A 24368-nucleotide genomic window follows, 5' to 3' on the forward strand; every position below is an offset into this window, starting at 1 on the left:
GGCAGGTCAGGGTGTAGCCGAAGGCGAGCCCGAAACCGGGGATCACGCTCGGGCGGAGAAATCGCCGCTTGGGGCGGAGGGGGTCGGTGCGGAAAGGTTCGGCACGGGTGGGCGGGGCCATGGGGGTGTCCTGCTCAGGTCTCGGCCCCTTCCCCAGCGGGAAGGGGCGGGGAGGGCGGCTGCGTCAGCGCCCCGCCTTGCTCAGCTGGTCGAACAGGCCCCCGTTGTCGAAATTCTTCTTCTGGATCTCGTCCCAGTCGCCCTGCAGGTCCTCGATCTTGAACAGCTTCAGCTCGGGAAGCTGGGCCAGATCCTCGGGCTTGGCCGCCGCGCGGTTGAGCGGGCGGTAATGGTGCTTGGCGAAGATGGCCTGCGCCTGGTCGGAATAGAGGAACTGAAGATAAGCCTCGGCCTGTTTGCGGGTTCCCTTCTTGTCGACGTTGACGTCGACCAGGGCGACCGGCGGCTCGGCGTAGATGGAGGTCGGCGGCACGACCACATCGAACTTGTCGCGGCCGAACTCCTCGAACACGAGGTAGGCCTCGTTCTCCCAGGTCGGCAGCACGTCGCCGAGGCCGCGTTGCGCGAAGGTCACGGTGGAGCCGCGGGCACCGGTGTCGAGGACCGGGACGTTCTTGTAGACCGCCCCCACGAAGGCATTGGCCTTGTCGGCGTCCTTGCCCTCCCGCTCGTAGGCGTAGCCCCAGGCCGCGAGGAAGTTCCAGCGTCCCCCGGCGGAGGTCTTCGGGTTGGGGGTGATGACCTTGATGTCGGGCTTCACGAGGTCGCCCCAGTCCTTCACGCCCTTCGGATTGCCCTTGCGTACCAGGAACACCACGGTCGAGGTGTAGGGCAGGCCCTGGTTCGGCAGCTTCGTCCGCCAATCCGGGACGATCTTCTTCGAGATCCGGCTGATCGCGTCGATGTCGGAGGGGATGCCGAGGGTCACGACATCGGCGGGAATGCCGTCGATCACCGTGCGGGCCTGCGAGCCCGAGCCGCCATGGGCGGCACGCACGGTCAGGGTCTCGCCGGTCTTGGCCTTCCACGCCTCGGAGAAGGCCGCGTTGATCTCGCGATAGAGCTCCCGGGTCGGATCGTACGAGACGTTGAGGAGCTCGGTCTGGGCGCAGGCGAGCGGGGGCGCGAGCAGGGCCGCGGCGAGGCCGGCGCCGAGCAGGGCCGCATGGCGGCGGGTGCGTCCGGTGGTCCGGGAAGTGGTCTCGCTCACGGGGATCTCCGAATCTGGCTCGCGCAGCCGGAGCGAAGGCTTCCGCATCGCGACCCCGGCGACGCTGGTTTCGTTCGTTTTAACGAACATTGTCAAGCGTCAGGACTGAGTCGGATAAGGCAGCACGAGCCTCTTCGTTCCCGCGATATGGCCTGATCGAGAACGCTTTACACGATGTGGAGAACAGGATGCTCCCGCGGTTCCCGGTGGGAGAAGAACCTGCTGAGCCTGCGGGGGTTCTATAGAAAGGACATTCCGTTCAATCTTGGGATCCCATCCTGTGTTCAGCGCATGGGCGTGGCGACGGGAGGCGATCGCCACGACCGTTCGCCTCGCTGCACCCGGCCGGACCCTCGGGCTCACCCCGGAGGCAGGATGTCCGATGCCCGCCGCTTCAAGGCTGCGGACGAGAGCCGACAAGCGCGACCGAGACCACGCCGAGCAGCCCCGCAGGCGGGAGCCCCGGGGCGTCGACGGCCGCTAGGCGGCCGATGAAAATGTCAGCGTGGCCGAGGACGGGGACGCGCCGGCCTCAGGCTGCGGCGCGCGACGTCCGGACGCTCAATCCGCCGCGACGGCGATGAGCGAGAACAGAGACGCCAGCAGGATGTTGCCGACGACGACGAGGGCGAGCGTGATCATGGAACTGCTTCATGTGAGAGCACGGCGGAGTGCGCGGGCTCATCGGATCAACGCACCACTAGCGATCCCAGCGTGAACCGTCCGTGAATTCACGCACATGCCTGGGAAACATCCGGAAACGCGGTAAACGGGTCACACCGCGGGCTAGCGCTTCCCCTTGCCCAGCCGGGCGAGGAGCGCTTCGAGCCGCGCGCCCGGCGGGTCGGCCAGGATGTCTGCGTAGAAGGTGCGGAGGGTGTGTCCGAGATGGCGGCGGACGCTGGGGCCGAGCGTCGGCGCGGCAGGCCGCACGGCATCGGCAGCGGACGAATATTCGCTTCGGGTCTTGGGCATGAGTCGGACCCTGGCCTCCGCATCCCGCGCGCGGCACGAGGCAGGGCGGGCGAAGCGTGACCGTGCCACCGATCGGTTAAGGATAAGCTGACGCCCTGACGGGCGCTGTCCGCCGACGCCTCAGAGCGACGAGCCCTATCAAAGGTTGTCAAGCGCATAAGATCAAATCACCGGGCTAAAAAAAACCTCGGCGCGCGCCGCTCGGCGGAAATGGCGATCGGACAAAGACTTGGCCGTTCGACGGCGGCTCGGGTCGATGCTGAAACGGCTAACGCATGGTTTCCGGTGATGGACGAATCCGTACGGATTCGCTTACAACATCCAAGCTCACGGCGCCGCAGAGTGGTTGTTTCTCGAACTCCCGCAACCAATAACGGGAATTATATCCGGCATGCAGAATATTACCATTACTGATCGAGAACGTGATGCTGTATTAGCCGCGCTTCGCTATTATCAATTCTATCGTTTGCAGGGTCATCCCTTCAGCCCGCATCAAGATCACTTGATCGATGCTATTGCGAGCGATTCCGGCGAAGCTCTTGATCTTGCAGAGATTGATGATCTCTGCGCCGGCCTGAACGGTAACGACCACGCGCTCGCGGCCGTCACCAGCGCCTGACATCCGACAGGCAGGTGGGGCGGATGCCGTCGCCGCCCCCGATGCACCCGATCCATTAGACCCGCGCCGGCCCCTGTTGACGGGGCCAGCGCTTCCCCCGAGCCGATGGCCGGGGCCTGCGCCTCAGGGCGCGCTGTCGACCTGCTTCTGCGCCCGATCGACCGCTTCGCCGCAGGCCTTGGCGTCGCCCTTCTTGTCGGCGGTGCGCGCTTCGTCGAGGGCCACCTTCGCCTGCATCGCCTTGTCGCCGCCTTTTCCGGCCTCCGCCGACTTTTCCGGGGGGGCTGCCTCGGCCGAGGCGCTGCCGCCGCTTCCGGTGATGCCCTGACCGCCGCGCGCGCTCGCCGCGGCCTTGCCGCTGGTATTGGCGGAGATCGCCTCCTTGGCCAGATCCTTCACCGGTCCTTCGAGCTTGGCGATGCGATCGCTGCAGGGAGAGGCGAAAGCGGGCGCTGCACCCGCCACGAGGAGACTGGCGGCGAGACACCCGGCAACGGGCCCTGGGAAACGCATCATCGATTGCTGTCCTTGGTTCGGAAGGTGGAATCGGCCCGACCCGGGCCGCCTCCGTCGGAGGGTCAACCCACGGGAGCGAGGCAGGGCTCCCTGCGCGGGTCGTGAAAACCGTCGGCGGGAAACACGGGTTCGCCACGGGAGACCGGATCGGCGCGAACGCGCGCCGGCGGTCGGACACCTTCGAGCCCTGTCGGCCTCTGCCCTGCGGACGGGCGGCCGGATCCGATGGGGCCGAATATGAATCGGGGCGCAGGACGGCCCGAAACCGTCCTGCGCCCCGAACCCTCCCGGGACCCGGGAGGGCGATGCCGGATCAGGCGCTCAGCTGATCGCGAATCGGCAGCTGCCGGATGCGCCGGCCGGTGGCGGCGAAGATCGCGTTGGCGATCGCCGGGGCCACGGGCGGAACGCCGGGTTCGCCGACGCCCCCGAGGGGACGGTTGTAGTCCGGGTTCGGCAGCAGGTGGACGTGGATCTCCTTCGGCGCCGCATCGATGCGGGTGATCTCGTAGCCGTCGAAGTTGTTCTGCTGCGCGCGTCCGTCCTTGAAGGTGATCTCGGCCGAGAGCGCGAGGCCCATGCCCATGACGACCGCGCCCTCCATCTGCGAACGGATCCGCTCCGGGTTGACCTGCGGTCCGCAATCGATGGCGATGTCGACGCGCTTGACCTGCACCTCGCCCTTGGGACCGACCGCCACTTCCGCCGCCACCGCCGTGTGGGTGACGAAGCTGTAGTGGCCGGCGATCCCGAGGCCGGTGCCCTTCTCCATCTTGCGACCCCAGCCGATGCCCTTGGCCGCCGCCTCGATCACGCGGCGCAAGCGCCCCGTGTCGATCGGGTAGCGCGCGGGGTCCTCGCCGTAGTTCCAGACGTCGCTGATGCTGGTCGGGTCGATCAGCCGGTCAGGGCCGATCAGCGCGAGCAGGTACTCCTTCGGGTCCTTGCCCGCCGCGTGGGCGAGTTCGGACACGAAGGACTGGATCGCGAAGGCATGCGGGATGTTCGAGACCGAGCGGAACCAGCCGATGCGCACGTGGGCATCCGCCGCCGGGTTCTCGAGGCGGATGTTGGGCACGGCGAACGGCGTGTTGGTCAGGCCCATGCCGAGCTCGAACGGCAGCTCGTGCTTCGGGTCGGGGGCGAAGATCGACCCGATGGTGGGCGCCGCCGAGCGGTGCAGCCAGGCGACCGGCATGCCCTTGTCGTCGAGCCCGGCCTCCAGGCGCTCCACCGAGATGGTGTGGTAGTAGCCGTGATGCAGGTCGTCGTCGCGGGTCCAGATCAGCTTGACGGGCGCGCCGTCCACCGCCTGGCTGCAGAGGGCGGCCTCCAGCACGTAGTCGGGCTTGGACTTGCGGCCGAAGCCACCGCCCAGCAGCGTCACGTTCACCCGCACCTTGTCGGCGGGCAGGTTCAGCTTCTTGGCGAGGCGGTCATGGGTCGCCTGGGGCGCCTGGGTACAGGCCCAGGCTTCGCAGAACCCGTCCTTGATCCGCACCGTGGCGGCCGGCGGCTCCATCGGGGCCTGGACGAGGTGGGGCACGAAGTACTCGGCCTCGAGCTTCGTCTTGGCCTTGGCCATGGCGCCGGCGACGTCGCCCTGGTCGCGCACGACCTTGCCGGGCGCGCGCGCCGCTTTCTCCAGCTCGCCCCGGAAGGCCACGGAGTCGTAGCCGGCATTCGGGCCGTCATCCCAGGTGATCTTGAGGGCCTCGCGGGCCTTCATCGCCGCCCAGGTGTTCTTGGCCACCACGGCGACGCCGCCGATGGGCTGGAACTCGGAGGGAATCTCGGGCGCGTCGATCTTGAAGATCTTGACGACTCCGGCGACCTTCTGGGCCTCGGTGTCGTCGAAGCTCACGACCTTGCCGCCGTAGACGGGGGGACGGGCGACGAGAGCGTAGAGCATCCCGTCGAGGCGGGTGTCGATGCCGTACATCGCCTTGCCGACGGTGAAGTCGTGATTGTCGATGAGGCCGATCTTGCCCTTGCCGATGTAGCGGAAGGCATCCTGCTTCTTCAGCGTGACGCTCTCGCGGGCCGGCACCGGGAGCTCGGCGGCGGCGGCCGCAACCTCGCCGTAGCCGAGGCTGCGCTTCGACTTGGCGTGGGTGACGACGTGGTTCTCGGCCTTCACCTCCCCGGCGGGCACGCCCCACTGCTTGGCGGCGGCCTGGACCAGCATGGCGCGGGCCGCGGCGCCGGCGTGGCGCAGGTGCGGGAAGAAGTGGCGGAGCGACCGCGAGCCGTCGGTGTCCTGGTTGCCGAAGCGGGCCTCGTCACCCCAGGCCTGGGCGACCTTCACCTTCGACCAGTCGGCGTCGAGCTCATCGGCCACCACCAGGGCGACCGAGGTGCGCACGCCCTGACCCATCTCGGAGCGATGGCAGGTCACCGTCACGGTGCCGTCCGCGGCGATGGCGACGAAGACCTTCGGGTCGTCCTGCCAGCCATGCGGCATGGCATCGGCGCCGTACTTCTTGGGCTCGTCCTTCTTGTCCTCGGCCCGGGCCGGATCGCGCCAGGAGAGGGCGAGCACGAGGGCGCCCATGCCGCCGAGCATGGCGCGGCGGCTGACATTGGCGAGCGCACTCGGCGCGGTCTGATCGGTTTCGGTTCCGGCCGGCGAAGAGGCGCGGTCCGCCATGGTCTGAGCTTCGTGGATCACAGGCGCTCTCCCTTGTTCGCGGCAGGCTTCTGGCCGGCACCGGACGGTTGACCGGCGGCCTGATGGATCGCGGCGCGGATGCGCGGGTAGGTGCCGCAACGGCACAGGTTCCCGCTCATGGCCTCGTCGATCTGCGCGTCGGTGGGCTTCGGGGTATCGATGAGGAGGGAGGCGGCCTGCATCATCTGCCCGCACTGGCAGTAGCCGCACTGCGCCACGTTCAGGTCGCGCCAGGCGACCTGAACCGGATGGTTGCCGTCGGGGGACAGGCCCTCGATGGTGACGACGGCCTGCCCCTCGGCGGCCGAGACGGGGGTGACGCAGCCGCGCACGGCCGTGCCGCCCACATGGATGGTGCAGGCGCCGCAGAGGGCCTGTCCGCAGCCGAACTTGGTTCCGGTGAGCCCGACCTCGTCGCGCAGGTACCACAGCAGCGGCATATCGGGATCGCCGTCGAAGCTGCGTTCAGCTCCGTTCACGGTCAGTTTGATCATCGGTGTATCCTGTCATGGATCAGGCCACGGGCCGGTGGGGATCGGCGTCACGCCAATCCATCAACCGTCGGGAAGCCGTCAGGGTCACATGTCGGGCGTCGAGGGCGTGAGCCGCCCCCCGGAAGGGTCCTGAGATGCGGCGGCGGATCCGGCCTCTCCGATCGGGAGAGCCGTCGCAGCGCACGAAGCCCCCACGCCCCGCACCTCGGAATGAATCCAATTAAACGTCGGGCCTGTTGCGGCGCAACCGGAGGCCGGCCCCGTCATCCGTCCCCGGAGCGGCGATCCGGCCTCCATGTGCCGTTGCGCACGGGGCGGTACCGGGCGGGTGATCCGGATGGCAGCGGCGCGCGTTGTTTTTGCCGGCTCTCACACAATTCCCACCCGTTGACGCGCGGCCGGCTCGGCTTTCGCCCTCAGGTCTCCACCAAGCCGGCGCTCGACCCGCTCGCGCCGGAATCACCGGCCCCGTGCGGCAGGGCGAGGTATTCCGACGAGCGCATCTCGATCAGGCGGGAGACCGTGCGGTCGAATTCGAAGGCCTCGCGCCCTTCGGTGGCGGTGTAGAGGTCGTGGGGCTCCGCCGCGGCCGAGGCGACCAGCTTCACGTGGGCGTCGTAGAGCGTGTCCACCAGGGTGATGAAGCGCTTGGCCTCGTTGCGGTTGTCCGGGCCCATCACGGGAATGTCCGAGACGATCACCGTGTGGAAGGCACGGGCCACCGCCATGTAGTCCGAGGCGCCGAGTGGCTGGGCGCAGAGGTCGGCGAAGCTGAAGCGGGCAACGCCGCCGGTTTCCTCGGGCACGGACACGTCGTGCCCCTTCACCCGCAGGGTCGCGGGCCGGCCCTTGGCCTTGCCGGTGAGGCCCTTGAAGGCGGCCGCGAGGGCCGCCGCCGCCGTGGCGTCCGCAGGCACGTGATAGACCGAGGCCCCCCCGAGCTTCTCCAGCCGGAAATCGGTGCGGGAATCGAGGCGCAGCACCGCCGCCCGCTCCTGCAGTTCGGCGATGAAGGGCAGGAACAGGGCGCGGTTCAGGCCGCCCTCGTAGAGCCGGTCGGGCTCGACGTTGGAGGTCGCCACCACGGTGACGCCGCGCTTGAACAGGGCGCCGAACAGCCGGCCGAGGATCATCGCATCGGCGATATCGGTGACGGTGAACTCGTCGAAGCAGAGCAGCGTCGCCTCGTCCGCGAGGGCATCGGCCACCACCGGGATCGGGTCGTCGCCCTTGGCGGTGCCGGCCTTCAGGGCCTGGCGATGGGCGTGGATGCGCTCGTGCGCATCGGCGAGGAAGCCGTGGAAATGCACCCGGCGCTTCGGCTCAGGGGCGGCCTCGTGGAAGAGGTCCATCAGCATGGTCTTCCCGCGTCCCACCGAACCCCAGATGTAGAGCCCCTTCGGCGGCGTCGCGGCATCGTCCCGGCGGCCGAACAGCCAGCCGAGGGCGCTGCCCTTGCGGGCGCGCTTGCGGCGGCCGAGCTCCAGCACCAAGCGGTCGAGGGCGCGCACCAGATGGATCTGCGCCGGGTCGCGCTCGATGGCCGCGGTGCGCACCAGGGCCTCGTAGCGGTCGGAGACCGGGCCGGGGGACACGGCGCCGGCCTTGGCCTGGCTCGACGGCTCGAGGCCCGAGGAGGAGGAGGCGTTCACGGTGTGGGCGACCTGTTCGCGGAGGGAGGGAATCGGGCGGCCGGCGGGTCTGCCGGTCTGACGCGGCCACCCCGCAGGATCAAGCCCCGGACCCGGTTCCGGCGCCGGACGCGCGGCAGCCCGTCGCTTTGCTGCATTGCACAACCGTGGCAGCGATGCCAGATCTGATCCGCCTTGAGGGAGGCTACGCCCGGACCCGGCGCGCGCTGCGCGCCCCGAAACCGGAGACCGGCACCCGATGCCCGATACGCATCCGACCCTTCAACCGATCCTCCGCCGCCTGTGGCCCAACGATGCCCCGGCGGTGGAATCCTCCTTCCTGCGGCTCGACCCGGAGACCCGGGCCAACCGCTTCATGGGCGCGCTGAGCGATGCGGCCGCCGTCGCCTATGCGCGCAACGCCCTGAACGCCGAGGGCCTGATGTTCGGCAGCTTCGTCGACGGCACGCTGCGGGGGCTCGGCGAGTTGCGTCCCGCCTCCGTCCCGCCGCCCGGCTTCGTCCTCGGTACGGAGGCGGAGGCCGCCTTCGCGGTGGAGAAGGCCTATCGCCGCAACGGCCTCGGCCAGGCGCTGTTCCGGCGGATCGCCGCCGCGGCCCGCAACCGGGGCGTGCGGGACCTGCACGTGCGCTGCCTGGCCTGGAACCGGCCCATGCGGGGCCTCGCCACCAAGGTCGGCGCGGACCTGCACATCAGCGGCGGCGAGGCGGACGGCGCCCTGCATCTGGCCCGGCCGACCCCCGTCTCCCTGTGGCAGGAGGGCGTCACCGAGGCGGTGGATTTCACCCTTGCCCTCACGGCGGCGTGAGTCCGGCTTTGCCGCGCCGGGTCCGGAGGCTATCGTCCCCGGTATGACGCCGCCCGGACGGGTTCCTCCCCTCCGGCTCCGGCCAGGGGGCAGCATGACGGACGTTTCACGGCGGAGCCTGTCCGTCCTCTTCGCCTGCGCGGTCCTTCTCCCGGTTTCGGCGCAGGCCCAAGTTTCGGCCCAGGTTTCGGCCCAGGCCCGTCCCGACACCCGAGCGATGAGCTGCGCCGAAGCGTCGGCCCTGGTGGCCCGGGCCGGCGCCATCGTACTGAGTACGGGGCCGGCGACCTACGCGCGCTTCGTGCGCGACGGCGGGTTCTGCCCGCTGCCGGAAACCACCCAGCCGTCCTGGGAGACGACCCGGGACGATCCCAAGTGCTTCGTCGGCTATACCTGTCGCGACAAGTTCAACGAGGGTCAGGGGCGGGACTGAGAGCCGGGGGCATTCCGTCTCCCTGAGCCAACCCGCGCAGGCGCTCACGGCCAAGCTGCCTTGTTGCCGCCCCGCCCACTGCCGATGGTCGCGGCCGGGACCCGCCCCAGGAGAGGACGGGCTCGCCGACGAGGGGCCGCAGCATGGACCGGACCGAGATCACCCAGACCACCCGCCCGCTGAGCCGGCCGGCCGAAGCGCGCCTCGAGCGCTCCGTGGCCGATGCCCTGCGCATCATCAGGGCCGCCTGCGACGAGCGAAACGAAGCCCCCGTCAAGGCCGCCCGACGCCAGCTCGCCGAGATCTACGGCGCCACCCGGCTCAGCCGGCAGCGCGAGCGCCGAGGCGCCTCCGTCTGAGATCCCGTCACCGGGCGGGTCGCTCGGCGAGCCAGATGGTGTGGCGCGCCCCGCGCGCGCGCCCGGCCCGCACGCCGACCGCCTCCACCCGGAAGCCCCCTCGCGCCAGGCGCTGCGTGAAGGCCGGATCGGGATGGGCCGACCACACCGCCAGCACCCCGCCGGGGCGCAGGGCGGCCCGTGCGGCGGCGAGGCCGGCGGCGTCGTAGAGCCGGTCGTTGGCACGGCGCGTCAGGCCGTCCGGGCCGTTGTCGACGTCGAGCAGGATCGCGTCGTAGGCGCCGCGCCCGGCACGGATCACCGCGGCGACGTCCGCCACCCGCGCCTCGGCGCGCGGGTCCGACAGCGCCTCGGAGGAGAGGCCCGCCAGGGGGCCGCGGCCCCAATCCAGAACCGCCGGCACGAGCTCGGCCAGCACGATCCGGGCCTCGGCGGGCAGGGCGTCGAGGGCGGCCCGGAGGGTGAAGCCCATACCGTAGCCGCCGATCAGCCAGCAGGCCTTCGCCCGGGACCCGAGCCGCGCGGCGGTCAGGGTCGCCAGCGCCTCCTCGGAGCCGCTGAGCCGGCTGTTCATCAGCTCGTTGTGGCCGAGCTGGATCGAGAACTCGGTGCCCCGCTGAAGCAGGCGCAGGGAGTCCGACCCGCCCGGCACGGGCGCGGTGTCGAGGACGGTCCAGGGGATCACGATGGGAACTGGCCGGTGGGGGGGATCATGCGACCTCGGCTAGCACGGGTCGACGATCGGATCACGCGACACCGCGACGCCGACCCTCCCCCCGCGCACGGCGCGGGGGGAGGGTTCGTGCGGGCTAGAACAGCCCTTCGATCTGCCCGTTGGCGTCGAGGTGGATGCCCTCCGAGGCCGGGACCCTGGGCAGGCCCGGCATGGTCATGATCTCACCGCAGATCACCACGACGAAGCCGGCGCCCGCCGAGAGCCGCACGTCGCGCACCGCGATGAGGTGGCCCGAGGGCGCGCCCATCAGGTTCGGGTCGGTGGAGAACGAGTACTGCGTCTTGGCCATGCAGACGGGCAGGTGGCCGTAGCCGTCCTTCTCGAACTGGGCGAGCTTGGTGGCGGCCTTCGACTCCACCTGGATGTCGCCCGCGCCGTAGAGCTTGGTGGCGATGGCGAGGATCTTGTCGGTGAGCTTGGTCTCGGTCTCGTAGACGTAGTTCAGGGGCTTCTGCTCGCCGTTGGCGAGCTTGACCACCGCATGGGCGAGGTCCTCGGCGCCGGCGCCGCCCTCCGCCCAGTGCTTGCAGGTGATGGCCTCGACCTGGAGCTTGTCGCGGCAGAGCTCCTTCAGCTTGGCATGCTCGGCATCGGTGTCGGCGTAGAAGTGGTTGACGCCGACGACGACGGGCAGGCCGAAGCTGCGCACGTTGGCGACGTGGCGCGCCAGGTTCGCGAAGCCCTTCTCCAGGGCGTCGAGGTTCTCGGATCCGAGCTCCTTCTTCGAGACGCCGCCATGCATCTTGAGGGCACGTACGGTGGCGACGATGACCACCGCGGAGGGCTTCAGGCCGGCCTGGCGACACTTGATGTCGATGAACTTCTCCGCACCGAGATCGGCGCCGAAGCCGGCCTCCGTGACCACGTAGTCGCCGAGCTTGAGGCCCGCGCGGGTGGCGATCACCGAGTTGCAGCCATGGGCGATGTTGGCGAAGGGGCCACCGTGGATGAGGGCCGGGTTGCCCTCCAGGGTCTGGACGAGGTTGGGCTGCAGGGCGTCCTTCAGGAGCACCGTCATGGCGCCCGTGGCCTTGACGTCCTTGAGCGTCACCGGCTTGCGGTCGCGGGTCTCGGCGATGACGATGCGGCCGAGGCGGGTCTCGAGGTCGTCCAGATCCTTGGCGAGGCAGAACACCGCCATGACCTCGGAGGCCACGGTGATGTCGAAGCCGTCCTCACGGGGGAAGCCGTTGGCGACGCCGCCGAGGGACTGGGTGATGGCGCGCAGGGCCCGGTCGTTCATGTCGACCACCCGGCGCCAGTGGATGCGGCGCACGTCGATGTTCAGCTCGTTGGCCCAGTAGACGTGATTGTCGATGAGGGCGGCCGCCAGGCTGTGCGCGGAGGTGATGGCGTGGAAGTCGCCGGTGAAGTGCAGGTTGATCTGCTCCATGGGCACGACCTGGGCCTTGCCGCCGCCGGCCGCGCCGCCCTTCATGCCGAAGCAGGGACCCAGCGAGGGCTCGCGCAGGCACATCACGGTCTTCTGGCCGATGCGGTTGAGCGCGTCGCCGAGGCCGACCGTGGTGGTGGTCTTGCCCTCGCCGGCCGGCGTCGGGCTGATCGCCGTCACGAGCACGAGCTTCCCTTCGGGCTTGGTCTCGAGCGACTTGATGAAGGCGTGGTCGATCTTGGCGATATGCTTGCCATAGTGGTGCAGCGCGTCGTCCGGGATGCCGATCTTGGCGGCGACCTCGGTGATCGGCTGGAGCGTGGCCGCGCGCGCGATCTCGATATCTGAGGGCATTGGTGCGTTTCTCCCGGATTGTTCTTGCGCGGTCGGGTCCGGCGGGGCCGCATTCCGTCCGCTGGCGTTCGTCGTTCGCCGCCAGGACCGGATCCGCCGACGTTGGGCCGTGCGGATCGGCCGAGCGGCCACGCATCATCGATCGCATCAGTTTGCGTGATGGGACAAGCAAAAGCGCGTCGGAAATTTTGAATTTGCAGGCAAAAATTTGTTTGGGATCAGACCTGTGTCAGCCCGTCATGGCACTCGCCGTGTATCCGGCCTCGTTCAGCGCTTCGGCGATGCTCAGGGCCTGAGCCGTGGTCGTCACCGCAACGCGCCCGTGATCGAGGTCGACCGCGACCTTGGCCTCGGGGTCGAGGCGCTGGATGGCCCGGCACACCGCCGCGGCGCAGCCGTCGCAGGTCATGCCCTCCACCTGCATCAGGAGGTCCGATGGCGTCGCGTCCATGAGGTTCGCTCCGGGCTTCTCGTTCCGCGGGGCGCATTGTGGCGCCTCGCGACGCCGATGCAAGCGGCACGGCGCGCGCGGTGCGAGACGACCCGGAAGCACAAGTCACAGTTCGGGAAAATCCGTTTGCAGGGCCGTCCGGTGGCTTGTGGGCCGGGAGCGTCTCGGCAACAAAAGAACGCCGGACCGGCCGCGGCCGGACCGGCATCCGTGTTTCCCTGTCGTTTCGAGGATCGAAGACTCCGATGGCCCGGATCATCGGCCGGCGTACGAGCCTGTGGGCCTGCGGTCTGCTCGCGCTCTGCCTTCTCGGGCCGCTCGCGGTCTTCTCTCCGCTCGGAGCGAGCCTCGGGCTTGCCGGCCTCGGGCTCGTGGCGGCCCTCGTCGCCCATCGCCGCGCGGGCACGCTGACCGCCCGCTGCGAGAAGCTGTCGGGCGAGGTCGACGTGCTGTCGCAGCGACTCGTCCGGCTGGAGACGGTCACCCGCGCCCTGGCCGAGCAACAGGTCCGGGCCGTCGATGCGGGCCTACCCACGAGCGCACCCGGCCCGGACCCCCGCGACCTCAGCGCCGGGATCGAGGAGGTCACGGCCGAGATCGGCCTCCTCAGCGGCATCGTCCGGGAACTCGCGGCGGTGGTCGCGGCGCAGGATGGCGAGATCGCCGGCCTCAAGGCCGTGCCCGCCCCGATCGTTCCGCTCGTCGCCTCTCCGCTCGTCGCCTCTCCGCTCCGCCCCGCAGCGCGGGTCACCGCTCCGGAGCCTGAAATTCGGCCTGAAATTCGCCCCGAGCCACGCTTCGACGGGCCGCCCCTCCGGCGCACCGATTCGCCTCCGGCCGCCCCCTGGACGCCGCGGGCCCTTGGCCGGGCCGAGGCTCCGGTGCGCGACCCCGCCCGCGACGCGGCCCTGATCGCGGCCTTCGACGCCGCCGGCCTCGAGGTCCACCTCCAGCCCATCGTGTCCCTGCCTCAGCGCAAGGTGGTGTCCTACGAGGCGATGGCGCGCCTGCGCCTGGCCGGCGAGACCCTGATGCCGGAGGCGTTCGTGCCGGTGCTGGAGCGCCACGGGCGCACCACCGACCTCGACCGCCGGATGCTCCAGCGCGTCGCCACCGTCGCCCAGCACCTGGCCGGGCGGGGCAGCCAGGCGGCGGTGGCCTACGGCCTGTCGCCGCGTTCCCTGTTCGAGCCGGGCTTCCTGCGCTCGCTCGGGCGCCTCGTCGAAGGGGCGCCGGACCTGTCGGGCCGGGTCATGCTGGCCCTGCCCCAGGTGAGTTGGCGCAACCTCGACGCGGAGCAGGCGGGGGCGCTGGCCGACCTGCGCGGACCCATCGGCTTCATCCTGGACCGGCCCCTCGACCTGCGCCTCGATCCCCTGGCCCTCGCCGACCGCGGCGTCGCGCAGGTGAAGGTCCCGGCCGATCTGCTGCTGCGCCCGGATTCGCGCCAGGCCATGCCCGACATCGCGCTGGAGGACCTCGTCGCCTCCCTGGCGCGGGCCGGCATCCGCCTCGTCGCCGAGGGCGTGGAGCACGAAACCGACGTGCCCGACCTCATCGAGCTCGATGTGCCCCTGGCCCAGGGCAGCGTGTTCGCGCCTGCCCGGGTGGTGCGCGCCGAGGTCCTCCAGGCGGCCCCGGCTGCGTCCGAGCCGACTCCGCCGAACGAGGATCCGGAGCCGCCGCCCCAGCGCCGCCCGTTCCGCGACTTCCTGCGTCGGGCCGGCTGACACCCGCGCGGCGTTGCATTTTCCGGAGGTCCCGCCTAACCGGGCGGCGCTCCTGAAACGCCCGCTCGTCAGCTCGAGGCCCGCCGCATGCCCGATACGCCCGCACGTCCCGGCTCGTCCGGGCCCGTCCCCACCCTGGACGGCTTCGCGACGATCGCCGCGGACTACGATCTCATCCTGTGCGATGTTTGGGGCGTGCTGCACGACGGCACCAACGCGCATCCGGGCGCCAGCGACGCCCTGACGCGATTTCGCGCCCTTCCGGAGGAGGGGCGGCCCCGCCGGGTGATCCTGGTCTCGAACGCGCCGCGTCCCTGGGCCGGGGTGCAGGCGATCCTCGACGGGTTCGGCGTGCCCCGGGGCGCCTACGACGCGATCCTGACCTCGGGCGACCTGACGCGCAGCCTGATCGGCGCCCATCCGGGCGAGCGCCTGTATCATCTCGGACCGGAGCGCGACGCCACGATCTTCGACGGCCTCGACGTGACCCTGGTCGACGTGGCGCAGGCCGAGCGCGTCATCTGCACCGGCCTGTTCGACGATACCTGCGAGACCGCCGAGGATTACCGCGGGACGCTGGAGGCGATGCGGGCCCGGGACGTGCCGATGATCTGCGCCAATCCCGACCTCGTGGTCGAGCGCCGGGGCGAACTCATTCCCTGCGCCGGGCTTATCGCGGAGGTCTACGCGGCCCTGGGCGGCGCGGTGACCTATGCGGGCAAGCCCCATCGCCCCGTCTACGAGGCGGCGCTGGCGCTGGCGGGCGGCCTCGACGACCGTGCGCCGCCGGAGCCCGCCCGGGTCCTCGCCATCGGAGACGCGCTGCGCACCGACATCGCCGGGGCGACAGCTTTCGGAATCCCGAGCCTGCTGGTGGCGCGCGGCATCCACGCCGAGGAGCTCGGCGTCGCGACGGCCCACGCGACGCTCGGAGACATCGCGGACTGGCTCGACCGCCAGGCGGTCCGGCCCGACGCGGTGATCGAGCGCCTGGTCTGGTGATCAGGCGAAGAGGGCGTCGATCTCGTCCTGGGCGACGGCCGGGCCGTGCAGCTGCGGACCGTTGAGGATGAGGAGTTCCTTGCGGACCCGGCGCTCCACCTCCTCGGGATCGATGCCGCCCTCGTCCTTGGCCTTGACGGCGCTGGCGAAGCGCGAGAGCCGGCTCTCGAGCTGGCGCAGGGCCTCCACGACCTTGGCGATGCGCTGCCCGGTGATATCCTGGAAGGTGCAGGCCTCGAAGATGTCGTTCATGCGCGCCTCGACGGTGGCGCGGTAATTCTTGTCGTTCGGCAGGCCGAGGATCTCCTCGGCCGTGTTCATGATGGAATTCGTGGCCCCCGCGGTGGCGGCCACCACGCTGCCGAGCTCCTCGTGCGCCATCGGCAGGCGATCCCGCGTGAGCTCGTTGGCCCGCAGCGCGGCGATCTCGTTGCGCAGGTGGGCGATGTAATCCGCGATCTCAACCAATTCACGGATCAAGGACGGCTTATCCGGCGCGGGATTCACGTTCCGCGCCTGCTTGGCGAGTGCCATGGGCTCCCGGCTCCCCGATTCGGTGTTCCTGGGCTGCGTTTCGGATCGATCAGGCGCCGCAGACGGCTTCGATCTTGCTCTTCAGGGTGGCGGCGTTGAACGGCTTGACGATGTAGTTGTTCACGCCGGCCTTCTTGGCCGCGATGACGTTCTCGGTCTTCGACTCGGCGGTGACCATGATGAACGGGGTGGTGCGCAGGGCCTCGTCGGCGCGGACGTGGCGCAGCAGCTCGTAGCCCGTCATCGGCTCCATGTTCCAGTCGGAGATCACGAGGCCGTACTTGCGGTTCTTGAGCCGGGCGAGGGCAGCGGTCCCGTCGGAGGCGTCGTCGACCTCCTCGAAGCCGAGCTGCTTCAGAAGATTGCGGATGATACGGACCATCGTCTGATAATCGTCGACGACGAGGATCGGCATGCCGAGATCGAGGGCCATGGGTCGGTGTGCTCCGTCAGGGGAGGGCCCGTGCCTGGGCACGGCCCTCCGGGAATGGGCCGGAGCGCCAAGGTTTGGGCGCCCCTTGGCGATGAAACTACGCAGCTTCGCATTGCGAAGCGGTTAACTGCCCACGCGGCCCACCTTGTCTTGACTTCAGGAATGTTCGGACGTGGCAGGGATGGACCCCCCTCGCCTTGACAAGGCTGCCGCGCTCGCCCCCATGCGGGTGCTATGTCCTTCGCGCCGCCCCTGCCCGACACCGCCGATTCCGCACCGTCCAGCCTCGACGCTTTCGCCCGGCAGGCCCTGGACGACCTCGATGCGCGCGCCCTGCGCCGCCGCCTCATCGACACCGCGCGCGGACCCGGTCCGATCGCGCGGCGTGACGGCCGGACGCTAATCTCGTTCTCGTGCAACGACTATCTCGGTCTCTCCGACGATCCCCGCGTGATCGCCGCCGGGCAGGAGGCGCTGGCGCGCTACGGCGCTGGCGCCGGCGCCTCCCGCCTCGTCACCGGCAATCATCCCGTCCTCGCTGCCCTGGAGGCGCGGCTCGCCGCGCACAAGGGCAAGGACGCGGCCCTCGTCTTCGGCAGCGGGTACATGGCCAATCTCGGCATCGTGCCTGCCCTGGTCGGCGCCCAGGACCTCGTCCTGGTGGACGCCCTCGGCCATTCCTGCCTGTTCGCGGGGGCGCAGGTCTCGGGTGCGACGATGCTGCGCTTCCGCCACAACGATGTCGGGCACCTGCGGGACATCCTGGCCGCCCGCCGGTCCCGGCACGGACGGGCGCTGATCCTGACCGAGCGGGTCTTCAGCATGGATGGGGACCGCGCGCCTCTCGACGCCATCCTGGAGGTTGCCGCCGCTCACGATGCCTGGACGCTGGTGGACGATGCACACGGCCTCGGCGTGGTGGAGGCGGGCGCCCGTGCCCCCCTGGAGATGGGCACCCTGTCGAAGACCCTCGGCTCGTATGGCGGCTATCTCTGCGCCTCGCGCGAGGTCATCGACCTGATGACCAGCCGGGCCCGCAGCTTCGTCTACACCACCGGTCTCCCGCCCGCCTCGGCGGCGGCCGCCCTGCGTGCCCTGGAGATCGTCGAGGCGGAGCCCGAGCGCGCCGCCCGGCCCCTGGCGCTGGCCCGCCGCTTCACGGCGCGCCTCGGCCTGCCCGCGGCCACCAGCCCGATCGTGCCCGTCCTCGTCGGCGCGGCGGAGGCGGCGCTCGCGCTCTCGGCCGCCCTGGAGGCCCGTGGCTATCTCGTCGTCGCGATCCGCCCGCCCACGGTGCCGGCCGGCACCGCCCGGCTGCGGGTGGCGTTCTCGGCGGCGCACGAGGAGTCTCAGGTCGACGGTCTGGCCGACGCGCTGCGGGCGCTCGGCATCGGCCCGCAGGTTTCCCCGGAGACCTGACCCGGACGGATCAGGAGTTGGAGCGTGCGCCGCCGGCCTCGTGGTGCCGGTCCTCGAGGCGGTTCGACCGCTCCCGCGCCCGCCGGCGCTGGGCCGAGAAGCCGATCCAGCGGGTGACCAGGGGGCCGCGACGGCGAACGATCGGTGCCGCGTCCTCGGCCTCACCCGACAGGGCGGTCACATCGGAGTCCGCTGTTCCATCCGCGAGGCGGGTCTCTTCGGGGGGAGCGTCGTAACCGAAGGCTTCGGGATGGGTCTTTTCCGTCACGACGATGAGTCTCCTCCGGGAATCCTGGGTGTTGACGGGGGTGGGGAGAGCCACGCGTGCGCCGGCGCCGGCCCCTGCCGCTGCGTTCGTCGGGCCGGGCCCGTCGCCGAGAGGTCGGAGCTTGCGAATGTCAGCGGTCATCACGCCTGTTGCCATCTGCGCGGGATCCAGCGCGGCGCGCCGCGCGCACCCGTGATCCCATCCCCCTGCGCGGCCCGCCCGTCGGGTCCTGCAGCGTCCGCACCAGCATAAGCAATCCCGCCGCCGGGTTGAGTCGGTTGCTTGGTCTGTGAGTCCATATCTGTTGTCTCGGCGTCCCAAACAGCCGTCCCAGCGACTGTTTGCCGGGCGGTGGGGATACCGCCCGGCCCATGGGGACGCCCGGTCCACGCGGAATCCGGGTCACCGATCCTGCGCTTCGACCTATGGCTTGAACCCATGGCCTGGACCCATGGCTTGGACCCATGCATGCGCGGGCCGATCGGGATTCGTTTCGGGGCGCCGCGGGGCTCTCAGCCCCTGCGGATCCCTCAAGCGGCGGCGGGCGCTTGGCCGGCCGCGCGCTCGTGGGCGAGCTTGACCACGCTGACCTGATCGACCTTGCCGGTTCCGAGCATGGGCACGCGCTCCAGCACCACCACCTCCGCCGGGATGGCGATCTCCGGCACGCCCTTGCCCTTGGCGAAGCTCTGGTAGGCGCCGCGGGTCGCGTCCTTGCGTTCGGTGAACAGCACCAGCCGCTCGCCCTTGCGGGCATCCGGCACCGCGGCGACGGCGCTCGGCGCGTCGGGCCACAGCTCGGCCGCGAGGGCCTCGACGCTGGCCAGCGACACCATCTCGCCGGCGATCTTGGCGAAGCGCTTGGCTCGCCCCTTGATGGTGACGAAGCCCTGCGCATCGATGGCGACGATGTCGCCCGTGTCGTGCCAGCCCTCGGGGGGCGCCTCGATGCTGCCGGGGCGCTCGGGCCGAAGGTAGCCCAGCATGATGTTGGGGCCACGCAGGACCAGACGTCCGCCCTCGTCGATGCCGGGTACCGGCTCCAGCCGCCAATCCTGGCCGGGCAGGAGGCGGCCCACGGTGCCGAAGCGGTTGAACATCGGCGTGTTGAGGGCGACCACCGGGCCGCACTCGGTGACGCCGTAGCCCTCCAGGATGCGCAGGCCGAACTTCTCGCCCCAGGTCTTGCGGGTGGATTCCTTCACCGCCTCGGCTCCGGCCACGACGTAGCGCAGCGAGCGCAGGTCGTAGGAATGCGCGGTCTTGGCGTAGCCCGCCAGGAAGGTGTCGGTGCCGAACAGGACGGTGGCGTTGGAGCCGTAGATGAGTTCCGGCACGATCCGGTAGTGCAGCGGCGAAGGATAGAGGTAGACCGGCACGCCCGAGACCAGGGGCAGCACCAGGCCCGCCGTCAGCCCGAAGGCGTGGAACACCGGCAGCACGTTGAACACCTTGTCGCTCGGCCCGAAATCGATCCGGGCGGCCACCTGCGCGGTGTTGGCGAGCATGTTGCGGTTGGCGAGCACCACGCCCTTGGGCGCGCCTTCCGAGCCTGAGGTGAACAGGATCGCGGCCGGGTCGTCGCCCCGCCGGGGCACCAGCGGCGCCCGCTTGGAGAGGAAGCCGCGCAGCTTGTCGCCCGTCGTGATGCCGGCGCGGATGTCCTCGAGATAGACGAGCGCGACGGATCCCCGGATCGCCTCCACGAGGCCCCCGAGGCGGCCCTTCTCGATGAAGGCGCGAGAGGTCAGGATGGTGTCGACCTCGGCCGTTTTGCAGGCCGAGAGGATGTTGGCGGCGCCCGCCGAGAAGTTGATCATGGCCGGGACGCGTCCGGCGGAGGCCAGGGCGAACAGGGTCACGGCGGCGCCGTTGGCGTTCGGCAGCATGACGCCCAGCGGCTTGCCCGGGGCGCCGAGCCGTTCGAGCTTGCGCCCCAGGATGTTGGCGCCCATCACGAGGCGGGAATAGCTCAAGCGACCCATCGGGTCCTCGACGGCCGTGCGGCGCCAGCCGTGGCGGTCGCCGGCCTCGATCAGCGCCTGCATCAGGCCGCGATCGATCTCGGTGGTGCGGAAGACGAGGTCGGACATGATTCCGTAGAGCGCGGCGCCCGCCGCCTGCCGGCGGGCCTTGCCCTTGAGGGCCGGGTCCACGCTAAGGGCGACCGGCGAAAGGATCGTGACGGTGACCTTCGGCCACCAGCGCCGCTTCACCTGGTTCTTCGACAGGCGCGAGAAGACGGTCTTCTCGAGGCCCTCGATCTTCACCGGCACCACCATGGCCCCGGATTTGTCGGCGATGAGCCCGGCTCCGTCATAGACCTTCATCAGGCTGCCGGTGACGGTCAGGCGCCCCTCGGGGAAGATGATCAGCGTCTCGCCGCCCTTGACCGCATTGATCAGGGTGCGGGTGGCCAGCGGCCGGGTCGGGTCCAGGGGCATCGCCTTCGTCATCGCCAGGAACGGCTTCACCCACCAGCGCTGCGCGATGCCGTGGTCCACGGCGAAGACCGGCTCCTGGTCCAGGAGGGAGAGCGCGAGCGGCGCGTCGAGGAACGAGACGTGGTTGAGGGCGATGATGGCGTTCGGGCCGGCCTTCTCGACGTTCTCCAGGCCGCGCACCTCCAGGCGGTAGAAGGCCCGGAACAGGATCGAGAGGAAGTCGCGGAACGGGCTCGTCGGCAGGACGGCGAGGATGACCACGCCCGCCATGAGGTTGAGCCCGCCGAGCAGGGTCAGGAGCGCGGCCATCGACCAGCCGGCGCCCTGCAGGGCGGCGAGGCCCAGCGCGCCCGTCACCATGAAGGCCGCCGTGAGCACGTTGACGGCGCCGATGACGCGGGCCCGCTTGTCCTTGTCGGTCCAGGCCTGCACGGCGGCGAAGGAGGGCACGATGTAGAGGCCGCCCGCGACGGCGAGGCCGAACAGGTCGAGGGTGACGCGCAGGCCCGTCCCCGTGGTGAGGAAGTCCCAGGCGCCCGAGGGATCGCCGGCGACGGGGGGCAACTGCGCCACGGTCCAGGCGAGATCGAGCCCGAAGGCGCCCATCAGCAGGGCGCCGACGGGGGTGGGGAGCAGCACGATGCGACCGCTGGCAAGCCAGGAGGCCAGCCCCGAGCCCACCGCGATGCCGATGGAGAAGACGGCGAGCAGGGTCGTCACCACGGTCTCGGAGCCGTTGAGGCTCTGGCGGACCAGGACGGGGAGCAGCGACAGCACCACGGCGCCGACGAGCCAGAACCAGCTCACGATGAGCGAGCCGCGCCACAGGCGGGTGTCGCCCCAGAGATCGCGCAGGAGGGCGCCGGTGGAGCGGGCGACGTTCGGGTCGACCCGCAAGGTCGGGGCGGCCTCGCCGGTGGACGGGATCGCCCGCGCGGAGAGCCAGCACAGGACGGCGAACACCATGATCATGGTGCTGAAGGCCAGCGCGCCGCCGCCCATGGCGGTGGCGAGGCCGGCCACGATGGTGCCGAGCAGGATGGCGAGGAAAGTCGCGGCCTCGACCAGGGCGTTGCCCGCAGTCAGTTCGTCCCGGCGCAGGTGGTCGGGCAGGATGCCGTACTTGATCGGCCCGAACAGGGCCGCGATCGTGCCGAACAGGCCGAGGGCCACGAACAGCACCGGGACGGCGTGCAGCCAGAAGCCCAGGGCCGCCGCTGCCGCAGCGAAGATCTCGGCGAATTTCAGCCGCTTGGCGATGAGCGCCTTGTCGTAACGGTCGGCCATCTGGCCGCCGAGGCCTGACAGGAGGAAGAACGGGCCGATGAAGACCGCGCCCGCCAGGGTGATCAGCATCGGCGAGCTGCCACCGCCTGCGTCGCCCACCTTGAAGAGGATCAGGAATACGAGGGCGTTCTTGAGGAAGTTGTCGTTGAACGCCGAGAAGAACTGGCACCAGAACAGGGGTGCGAAGCGGCGCGTCGTCATCAAGGTACGAAACATGGAAGTCTCCTCGGACGACGCATGACTGCCCGCACGCGGCGATAGCGTCAAATGGTGAACCGCGCGCCCTTTGAACAACGTTCAAAACATATCGCCGCCGCAGATCGGGTTCAATGGCATCATTGCACGGTGTGCAATCCGGAGGCGCTGACCGGTGCGGCGCCGCACGGAGACGAGGGCCCGACCTCGGGATTCACGGAGCGGGGGACAGGATGGCACGGGCAGGGAAACGGGGAACGGGCCCGCGCGGCGAGCACAACCGCGACGAGTTCCTGGCCCTGGTCACGAAGGCCGCCGAGAACCTCGTCCGGCAGGAGGGCCTGCGTGGTCTTGGGATGCGGCGGCTGGCCAGCACCATCGGGTATGCGCCGAACTCGATCTACAATGCGGTCGGCGATCTCGATGCGGTGATGATGCGGGTCAACGCCCGCACCCTCGCACGTCTGCACACGGCCCTGGAATCCGCGGTGCTGCCGGACGCCACCCCGCACGACCGGGCCCTGGCCCTCGCCGATGCCTATCTCGGCTTCGTCGCCGCGGACCCGCAGGTCTGGAGCCTCGTCTTCGAGCACCAGATCGCCCCCGACAGCCCCTTCCCGGACTGGTATGCCGAGGCCCTTAGCCAGACGACCGACCTCGTCGCCCGCGTGCTGGCGCCCATGATCCCCGACCCGGACGAACGCCGGCAGGCGGTGGCAGCCCTCTGGGCTGCCCTGCACGGACTCGCCTCGCTCGCGACATCGCGCAAGCTCTTGGTGCTGACACCGGAATCGCCCCGCGACCTCGCGCGCCTGCTGGTCCGACGCTTCCTCGAAGGCCCGGACCGGGGACAGCCCGAGATCGAGAGCGCCTGAGCGTCCTCGGGCCGGTGGATCCTACGGGCCGCTGCTGCGGCGCGTCCGCATCCCCCGGAAGAGGGCGGGATGAGGATCGGTGAGACTGCGCGAGGCCGGAGGCTCCGCTGCCTTGTACTCCGGCTCCGCCCAGGTCGGGAGCTCACGCGTGTCGTCCGTCCTCGGCTGGCCGCGGCGCTCGGTGGTCTTCGACACCGAGCCATGTGCCTCGGGTCGCGGCGCAGGCAGAAGCGACAGGCCGCCGAACGCGACGAGGCAGGCGAGGCCGATGCCGGCCGAGTGCCAACTCGGCTCCGGCGCGATCATCATGGTGCCGAGGCCTCCGAGCGCGATGGCCGAGGCGAGATTGCGCGGTGTGAAGGGATCAATGGCCATGACGCCATCTTCCGCTTCCCCGCTCACGACTTCGTGAACCTGATGATTCAATTTGTAGGGATTAGATCGCGGTCCGACCGAGAGACTCCGATGTATTCGGTTCCATGCCGCTGGCACTGGATTCGCTCCGCCGGTCGATGCTCCCCCTGCAGCTTTGTCCGAATTCGATCGCTACAAGGTCCGGGACCTCGGGCTGATGTCTGCGGAGGGACAAATCGCGAGAAGACCACAAGGTCTATTCTATTTCAGCCGATGCAACCGGTGGTTCGGAATCCGTCATTCGTGAATGGGAGATATTAAGCATTCAGGGAGCGTTGTGGCTGCTTGCCGCGCGTGTTGATCCAGTCCAGGCGGCGCCCGATGAGGTCCGTCGTGTCCGTCCAAAATCTGTCCATCCGCAGCCGCCTGATCGCGGCCTTCTCGCTCCTGACGCTCTTCGTGGTCGGCCTGGGTCTCCTGGGGCTCTTCGGCACCCAGCGCATGCGCGCACAGAGCCTGGAGATCGAGACGAACTGGCTTCCGAGCATCCGAGCCCTGGGCGAGATCGATACCATCACGGCTCGCATCAGCGCGGTCGTGCTTCGGCATACGCAGGCCAACGACCCGAAACTGACGGCGTCGATCGAGGCGGACCTCGCGCGCTTTGACAAGAAGCTGGCCGATCGCCGGGCGATCTACGAGCCGATGATCGCCTCGCCGGAGGAGCGCGCCCTCTACGACGGCTACATGCGCGATGCGGCCACCTTCCTGCCGATCCGCCAAGCCATCCTGGATCTCTCGCGCAATGGACAGAAGGCCCAGGCCTTCGAGCTCTACGAGAGCAAGGGCCTGCCGGTCCGCCGCGCGGCGTCGAACACCCTGGAAAAGCTCACGGCCCTCAACAATGACGGCGCCGCGCAGGCGCAGGCCCGCAGCACGGCGATCTTCGAGCAGACCCAGACCCTGGGTCTCACCGCCATGTTGCTGGCCCTGGCGCTGTCGGGGCTGTCGGCCTTCCTGATCATCCGCGGCGTCACGCGGGGCATCGGCGCGGTGGTCCAGCCCATGCAGGCGCTGGCGGGCGGCGACCTCTCGGTGACCATCCCGCACCAGGGCGCCCGGACCGAGATCGGCA

Annotated in this window: 23 protein-coding genes; 9 read left to right on the forward strand and 14 right to left on the reverse strand. The window is 70.0% G+C overall.

Annotation, left to right across the window (positions count from 1 at the left end):
* Positions 1–184: 184 nt before the first annotated feature.
* The gene (locus tag CRT23_RS24915; RefSeq protein ID WP_245436570.1) at positions 185–1180 is read right to left on the reverse strand and encodes a sulfate ABC transporter substrate-binding protein; all 996 of its coding nucleotides are present in this window, start codon (positions 1178–1180) and stop codon (positions 185–187) included.
* Positions 1181–2017: 837 nt separating this feature from the next.
* On the reverse strand, positions 2018–2206 hold the full coding sequence (locus CRT23_RS24920) for a hypothetical protein (RefSeq protein WP_055946698.1): 189 nt from the start codon (positions 2204–2206) through the stop codon (positions 2018–2020).
* 391 nt (positions 2207–2597) lie between these two features.
* Here CRT23_RS24920 and CRT23_RS24925 point away from each other — a divergent pair, with 391 nt between their 5' ends.
* A complete protein-coding gene (locus CRT23_RS24925; protein WP_082487457.1) occupies positions 2598–2825 on the forward strand; it encodes a hypothetical protein in 228 nt (75 codons plus the stop codon).
* A gap of 123 nt (positions 2826–2948) precedes the next feature.
* On the opposite strand, the gene CRT23_RS24930 is transcribed toward CRT23_RS24925, so the two are convergent.
* From CRT23_RS24930 to zapE, 4 genes are all read right to left on the reverse strand, one after another.
* A complete protein-coding gene (locus tag CRT23_RS24930; RefSeq protein WP_103712249.1) occupies positions 2949–3341 on the reverse strand; it encodes a hypothetical protein in 393 nt (130 codons plus the stop codon).
* A gap of 313 nt (positions 3342–3654) precedes the next feature.
* Positions 3655–6012, reverse strand: coding sequence for a xanthine dehydrogenase family protein molybdopterin-binding subunit (locus CRT23_RS24935; RefSeq protein WP_103712250.1), 2358 nt, complete (start codon positions 6010–6012; stop codon positions 3655–3657).
* Positions 6009–6506: a (2Fe-2S)-binding protein gene (locus tag CRT23_RS24940; protein WP_103712251.1), complete on the reverse strand. Its 498-nt coding sequence runs from the start codon at positions 6504–6506 to the stop codon at positions 6009–6011. The genes CRT23_RS24935 and CRT23_RS24940 overlap by 4 nt, the downstream gene beginning before the upstream one ends.
* Before the next feature lie 416 nt (positions 6507–6922).
* Complete coding sequence (gene zapE / locus CRT23_RS24945; RefSeq protein WP_245436571.1) at positions 6923–8101, reverse strand: cell division protein ZapE; 1179 nt, start codon at positions 8099–8101, stop codon at positions 6923–6925.
* Between the two features lie 295 nt (positions 8102–8396).
* Between zapE and CRT23_RS24950 the strand changes: the two genes are divergently transcribed.
* The 3 genes from CRT23_RS24950 to CRT23_RS24960 all read left to right on the forward strand — a co-directional run bounded on the left by CRT23_RS24950 (position 8397) and on the right by CRT23_RS24960 (position 9758).
* Complete coding sequence (locus CRT23_RS24950) at positions 8397–8966, forward strand: GNAT family N-acetyltransferase (RefSeq protein WP_103712253.1); 570 nt, start codon at positions 8397–8399, stop codon at positions 8964–8966.
* Positions 8967–9060: 94 nt separating this feature from the next.
* On the forward strand, positions 9061–9399 hold the full coding sequence (locus CRT23_RS24955; RefSeq protein WP_103712254.1) for a hypothetical protein: 339 nt from the start codon (positions 9061–9063) through the stop codon (positions 9397–9399).
* A gap of 143 nt (positions 9400–9542) precedes the next feature.
* Complete coding sequence (locus tag CRT23_RS24960) at positions 9543–9758, forward strand: hypothetical protein (RefSeq protein ID WP_103712255.1); 216 nt, start codon at positions 9543–9545, stop codon at positions 9756–9758.
* A 7-nt stretch (positions 9759–9765) separates the two neighbouring features.
* On the opposite strand, the gene CRT23_RS24965 is transcribed toward CRT23_RS24960, so the two are convergent.
* The 3 genes from CRT23_RS24965 to CRT23_RS24975 form a co-directional block, all read right to left on the reverse strand.
* The gene (locus CRT23_RS24965; RefSeq protein WP_055946719.1) at positions 9766–10443 is read right to left on the reverse strand and encodes a spermidine synthase; all 678 of its coding nucleotides are present in this window, start codon (positions 10441–10443) and stop codon (positions 9766–9768) included.
* 124 nt (positions 10444–10567) lie between these two features.
* Positions 10568–12241 (reverse strand): formate--tetrahydrofolate ligase, encoded by a 1674-nt coding sequence (locus CRT23_RS24970; protein WP_103712256.1) that lies wholly within the window; start codon positions 12239–12241, stop codon positions 10568–10570.
* 229 nt (positions 12242–12470) lie between these two features.
* On the reverse strand, positions 12471–12692 hold the full coding sequence (locus CRT23_RS24975; RefSeq protein WP_056218669.1) for a heavy-metal-associated domain-containing protein: 222 nt from the start codon (positions 12690–12692) through the stop codon (positions 12471–12473).
* A 245-nt stretch (positions 12693–12937) separates the two neighbouring features.
* Between CRT23_RS24975 and CRT23_RS24980 the strand changes: the two genes are divergently transcribed.
* Both CRT23_RS24980 and CRT23_RS24985 read left to right on the forward strand, forming a co-directional pair.
* Entirely contained in the window at positions 12938–14422 is a 1485-nt protein-coding gene (locus tag CRT23_RS24980) for an EAL domain-containing protein (protein WP_103712257.1), read from the forward strand.
* 87 nt (positions 14423–14509) lie between these two features.
* Positions 14510–15424, forward strand: a complete 915-nt coding sequence (locus CRT23_RS24985; RefSeq protein ID WP_103712258.1) for a TIGR01459 family HAD-type hydrolase — start codon at positions 14510–14512, stop codon at positions 15422–15424.
* On the opposite strand, the gene CRT23_RS24990 is transcribed toward CRT23_RS24985, so the two are convergent.
* Both CRT23_RS24990 and CRT23_RS24995 read right to left on the reverse strand, forming a co-directional pair.
* Positions 15425–15958, reverse strand: coding sequence for a protein phosphatase CheZ (locus CRT23_RS24990; RefSeq protein WP_103712259.1), 534 nt, complete (start codon positions 15956–15958; stop codon positions 15425–15427).
* Positions 15959–16007: 49 nt separating this feature from the next.
* Positions 16008–16391 (reverse strand): response regulator, encoded by a 384-nt coding sequence (locus CRT23_RS24995; RefSeq protein WP_018046001.1) that lies wholly within the window; start codon positions 16389–16391, stop codon positions 16008–16010.
* A gap of 234 nt (positions 16392–16625) precedes the next feature.
* Between CRT23_RS24995 and CRT23_RS25000 the strand changes: the two genes are divergently transcribed.
* Positions 16626–17810, forward strand: a complete 1185-nt coding sequence (locus CRT23_RS25000) for an 8-amino-7-oxononanoate synthase (RefSeq protein ID WP_103712260.1) — start codon at positions 16626–16628, stop codon at positions 17808–17810.
* 10 nt (positions 17811–17820) lie between these two features.
* Here the strand turns inward: CRT23_RS25000 and CRT23_RS28070 are convergent, their stop codons facing one another.
* Together CRT23_RS28070 and CRT23_RS25010 are read right to left on the reverse strand one after the other, a co-directional pair.
* Positions 17821–18078 (reverse strand): hypothetical protein, encoded by a 258-nt coding sequence (locus tag CRT23_RS28070; protein ID WP_146056502.1) that lies wholly within the window; start codon positions 18076–18078, stop codon positions 17821–17823.
* 530 nt (positions 18079–18608) lie between these two features.
* A complete protein-coding gene (locus CRT23_RS25010) occupies positions 18609–22025 on the reverse strand; it encodes an acyl-[ACP]--phospholipid O-acyltransferase (protein ID WP_103712262.1) in 3417 nt (1138 codons plus the stop codon).
* 212 nt (positions 22026–22237) lie between these two features.
* Here CRT23_RS25010 and CRT23_RS25015 point away from each other — a divergent pair, with 212 nt between their 5' ends.
* Positions 22238–22879 (forward strand): TetR-like C-terminal domain-containing protein, encoded by a 642-nt coding sequence (locus tag CRT23_RS25015; protein ID WP_103712263.1) that lies wholly within the window; start codon positions 22238–22240, stop codon positions 22877–22879.
* 21 nt (positions 22880–22900) lie between these two features.
* Here the strand turns inward: CRT23_RS25015 and CRT23_RS25020 are convergent, their stop codons facing one another.
* The gene (locus CRT23_RS25020; protein WP_103712264.1) at positions 22901–23254 is read right to left on the reverse strand and encodes a hypothetical protein; all 354 of its coding nucleotides are present in this window, start codon (positions 23252–23254) and stop codon (positions 22901–22903) included.
* 372 nt (positions 23255–23626) lie between these two features.
* Between CRT23_RS25020 and CRT23_RS25025 the strand changes: the two genes are divergently transcribed.
* Positions 23627–24368, forward strand: a 742-nt coding sequence (locus CRT23_RS25025) for an MCP four helix bundle domain-containing protein (RefSeq protein ID WP_146056503.1), incomplete at its 3' end; no start/stop codon positions are given.

The sequence above is a fragment of the Methylobacterium sp. V23 genome, assembly GCF_002917135.1.
Taxonomy (GTDB): Bacteria; Pseudomonadota; Alphaproteobacteria; order Rhizobiales; family Beijerinckiaceae; genus Methylobacterium.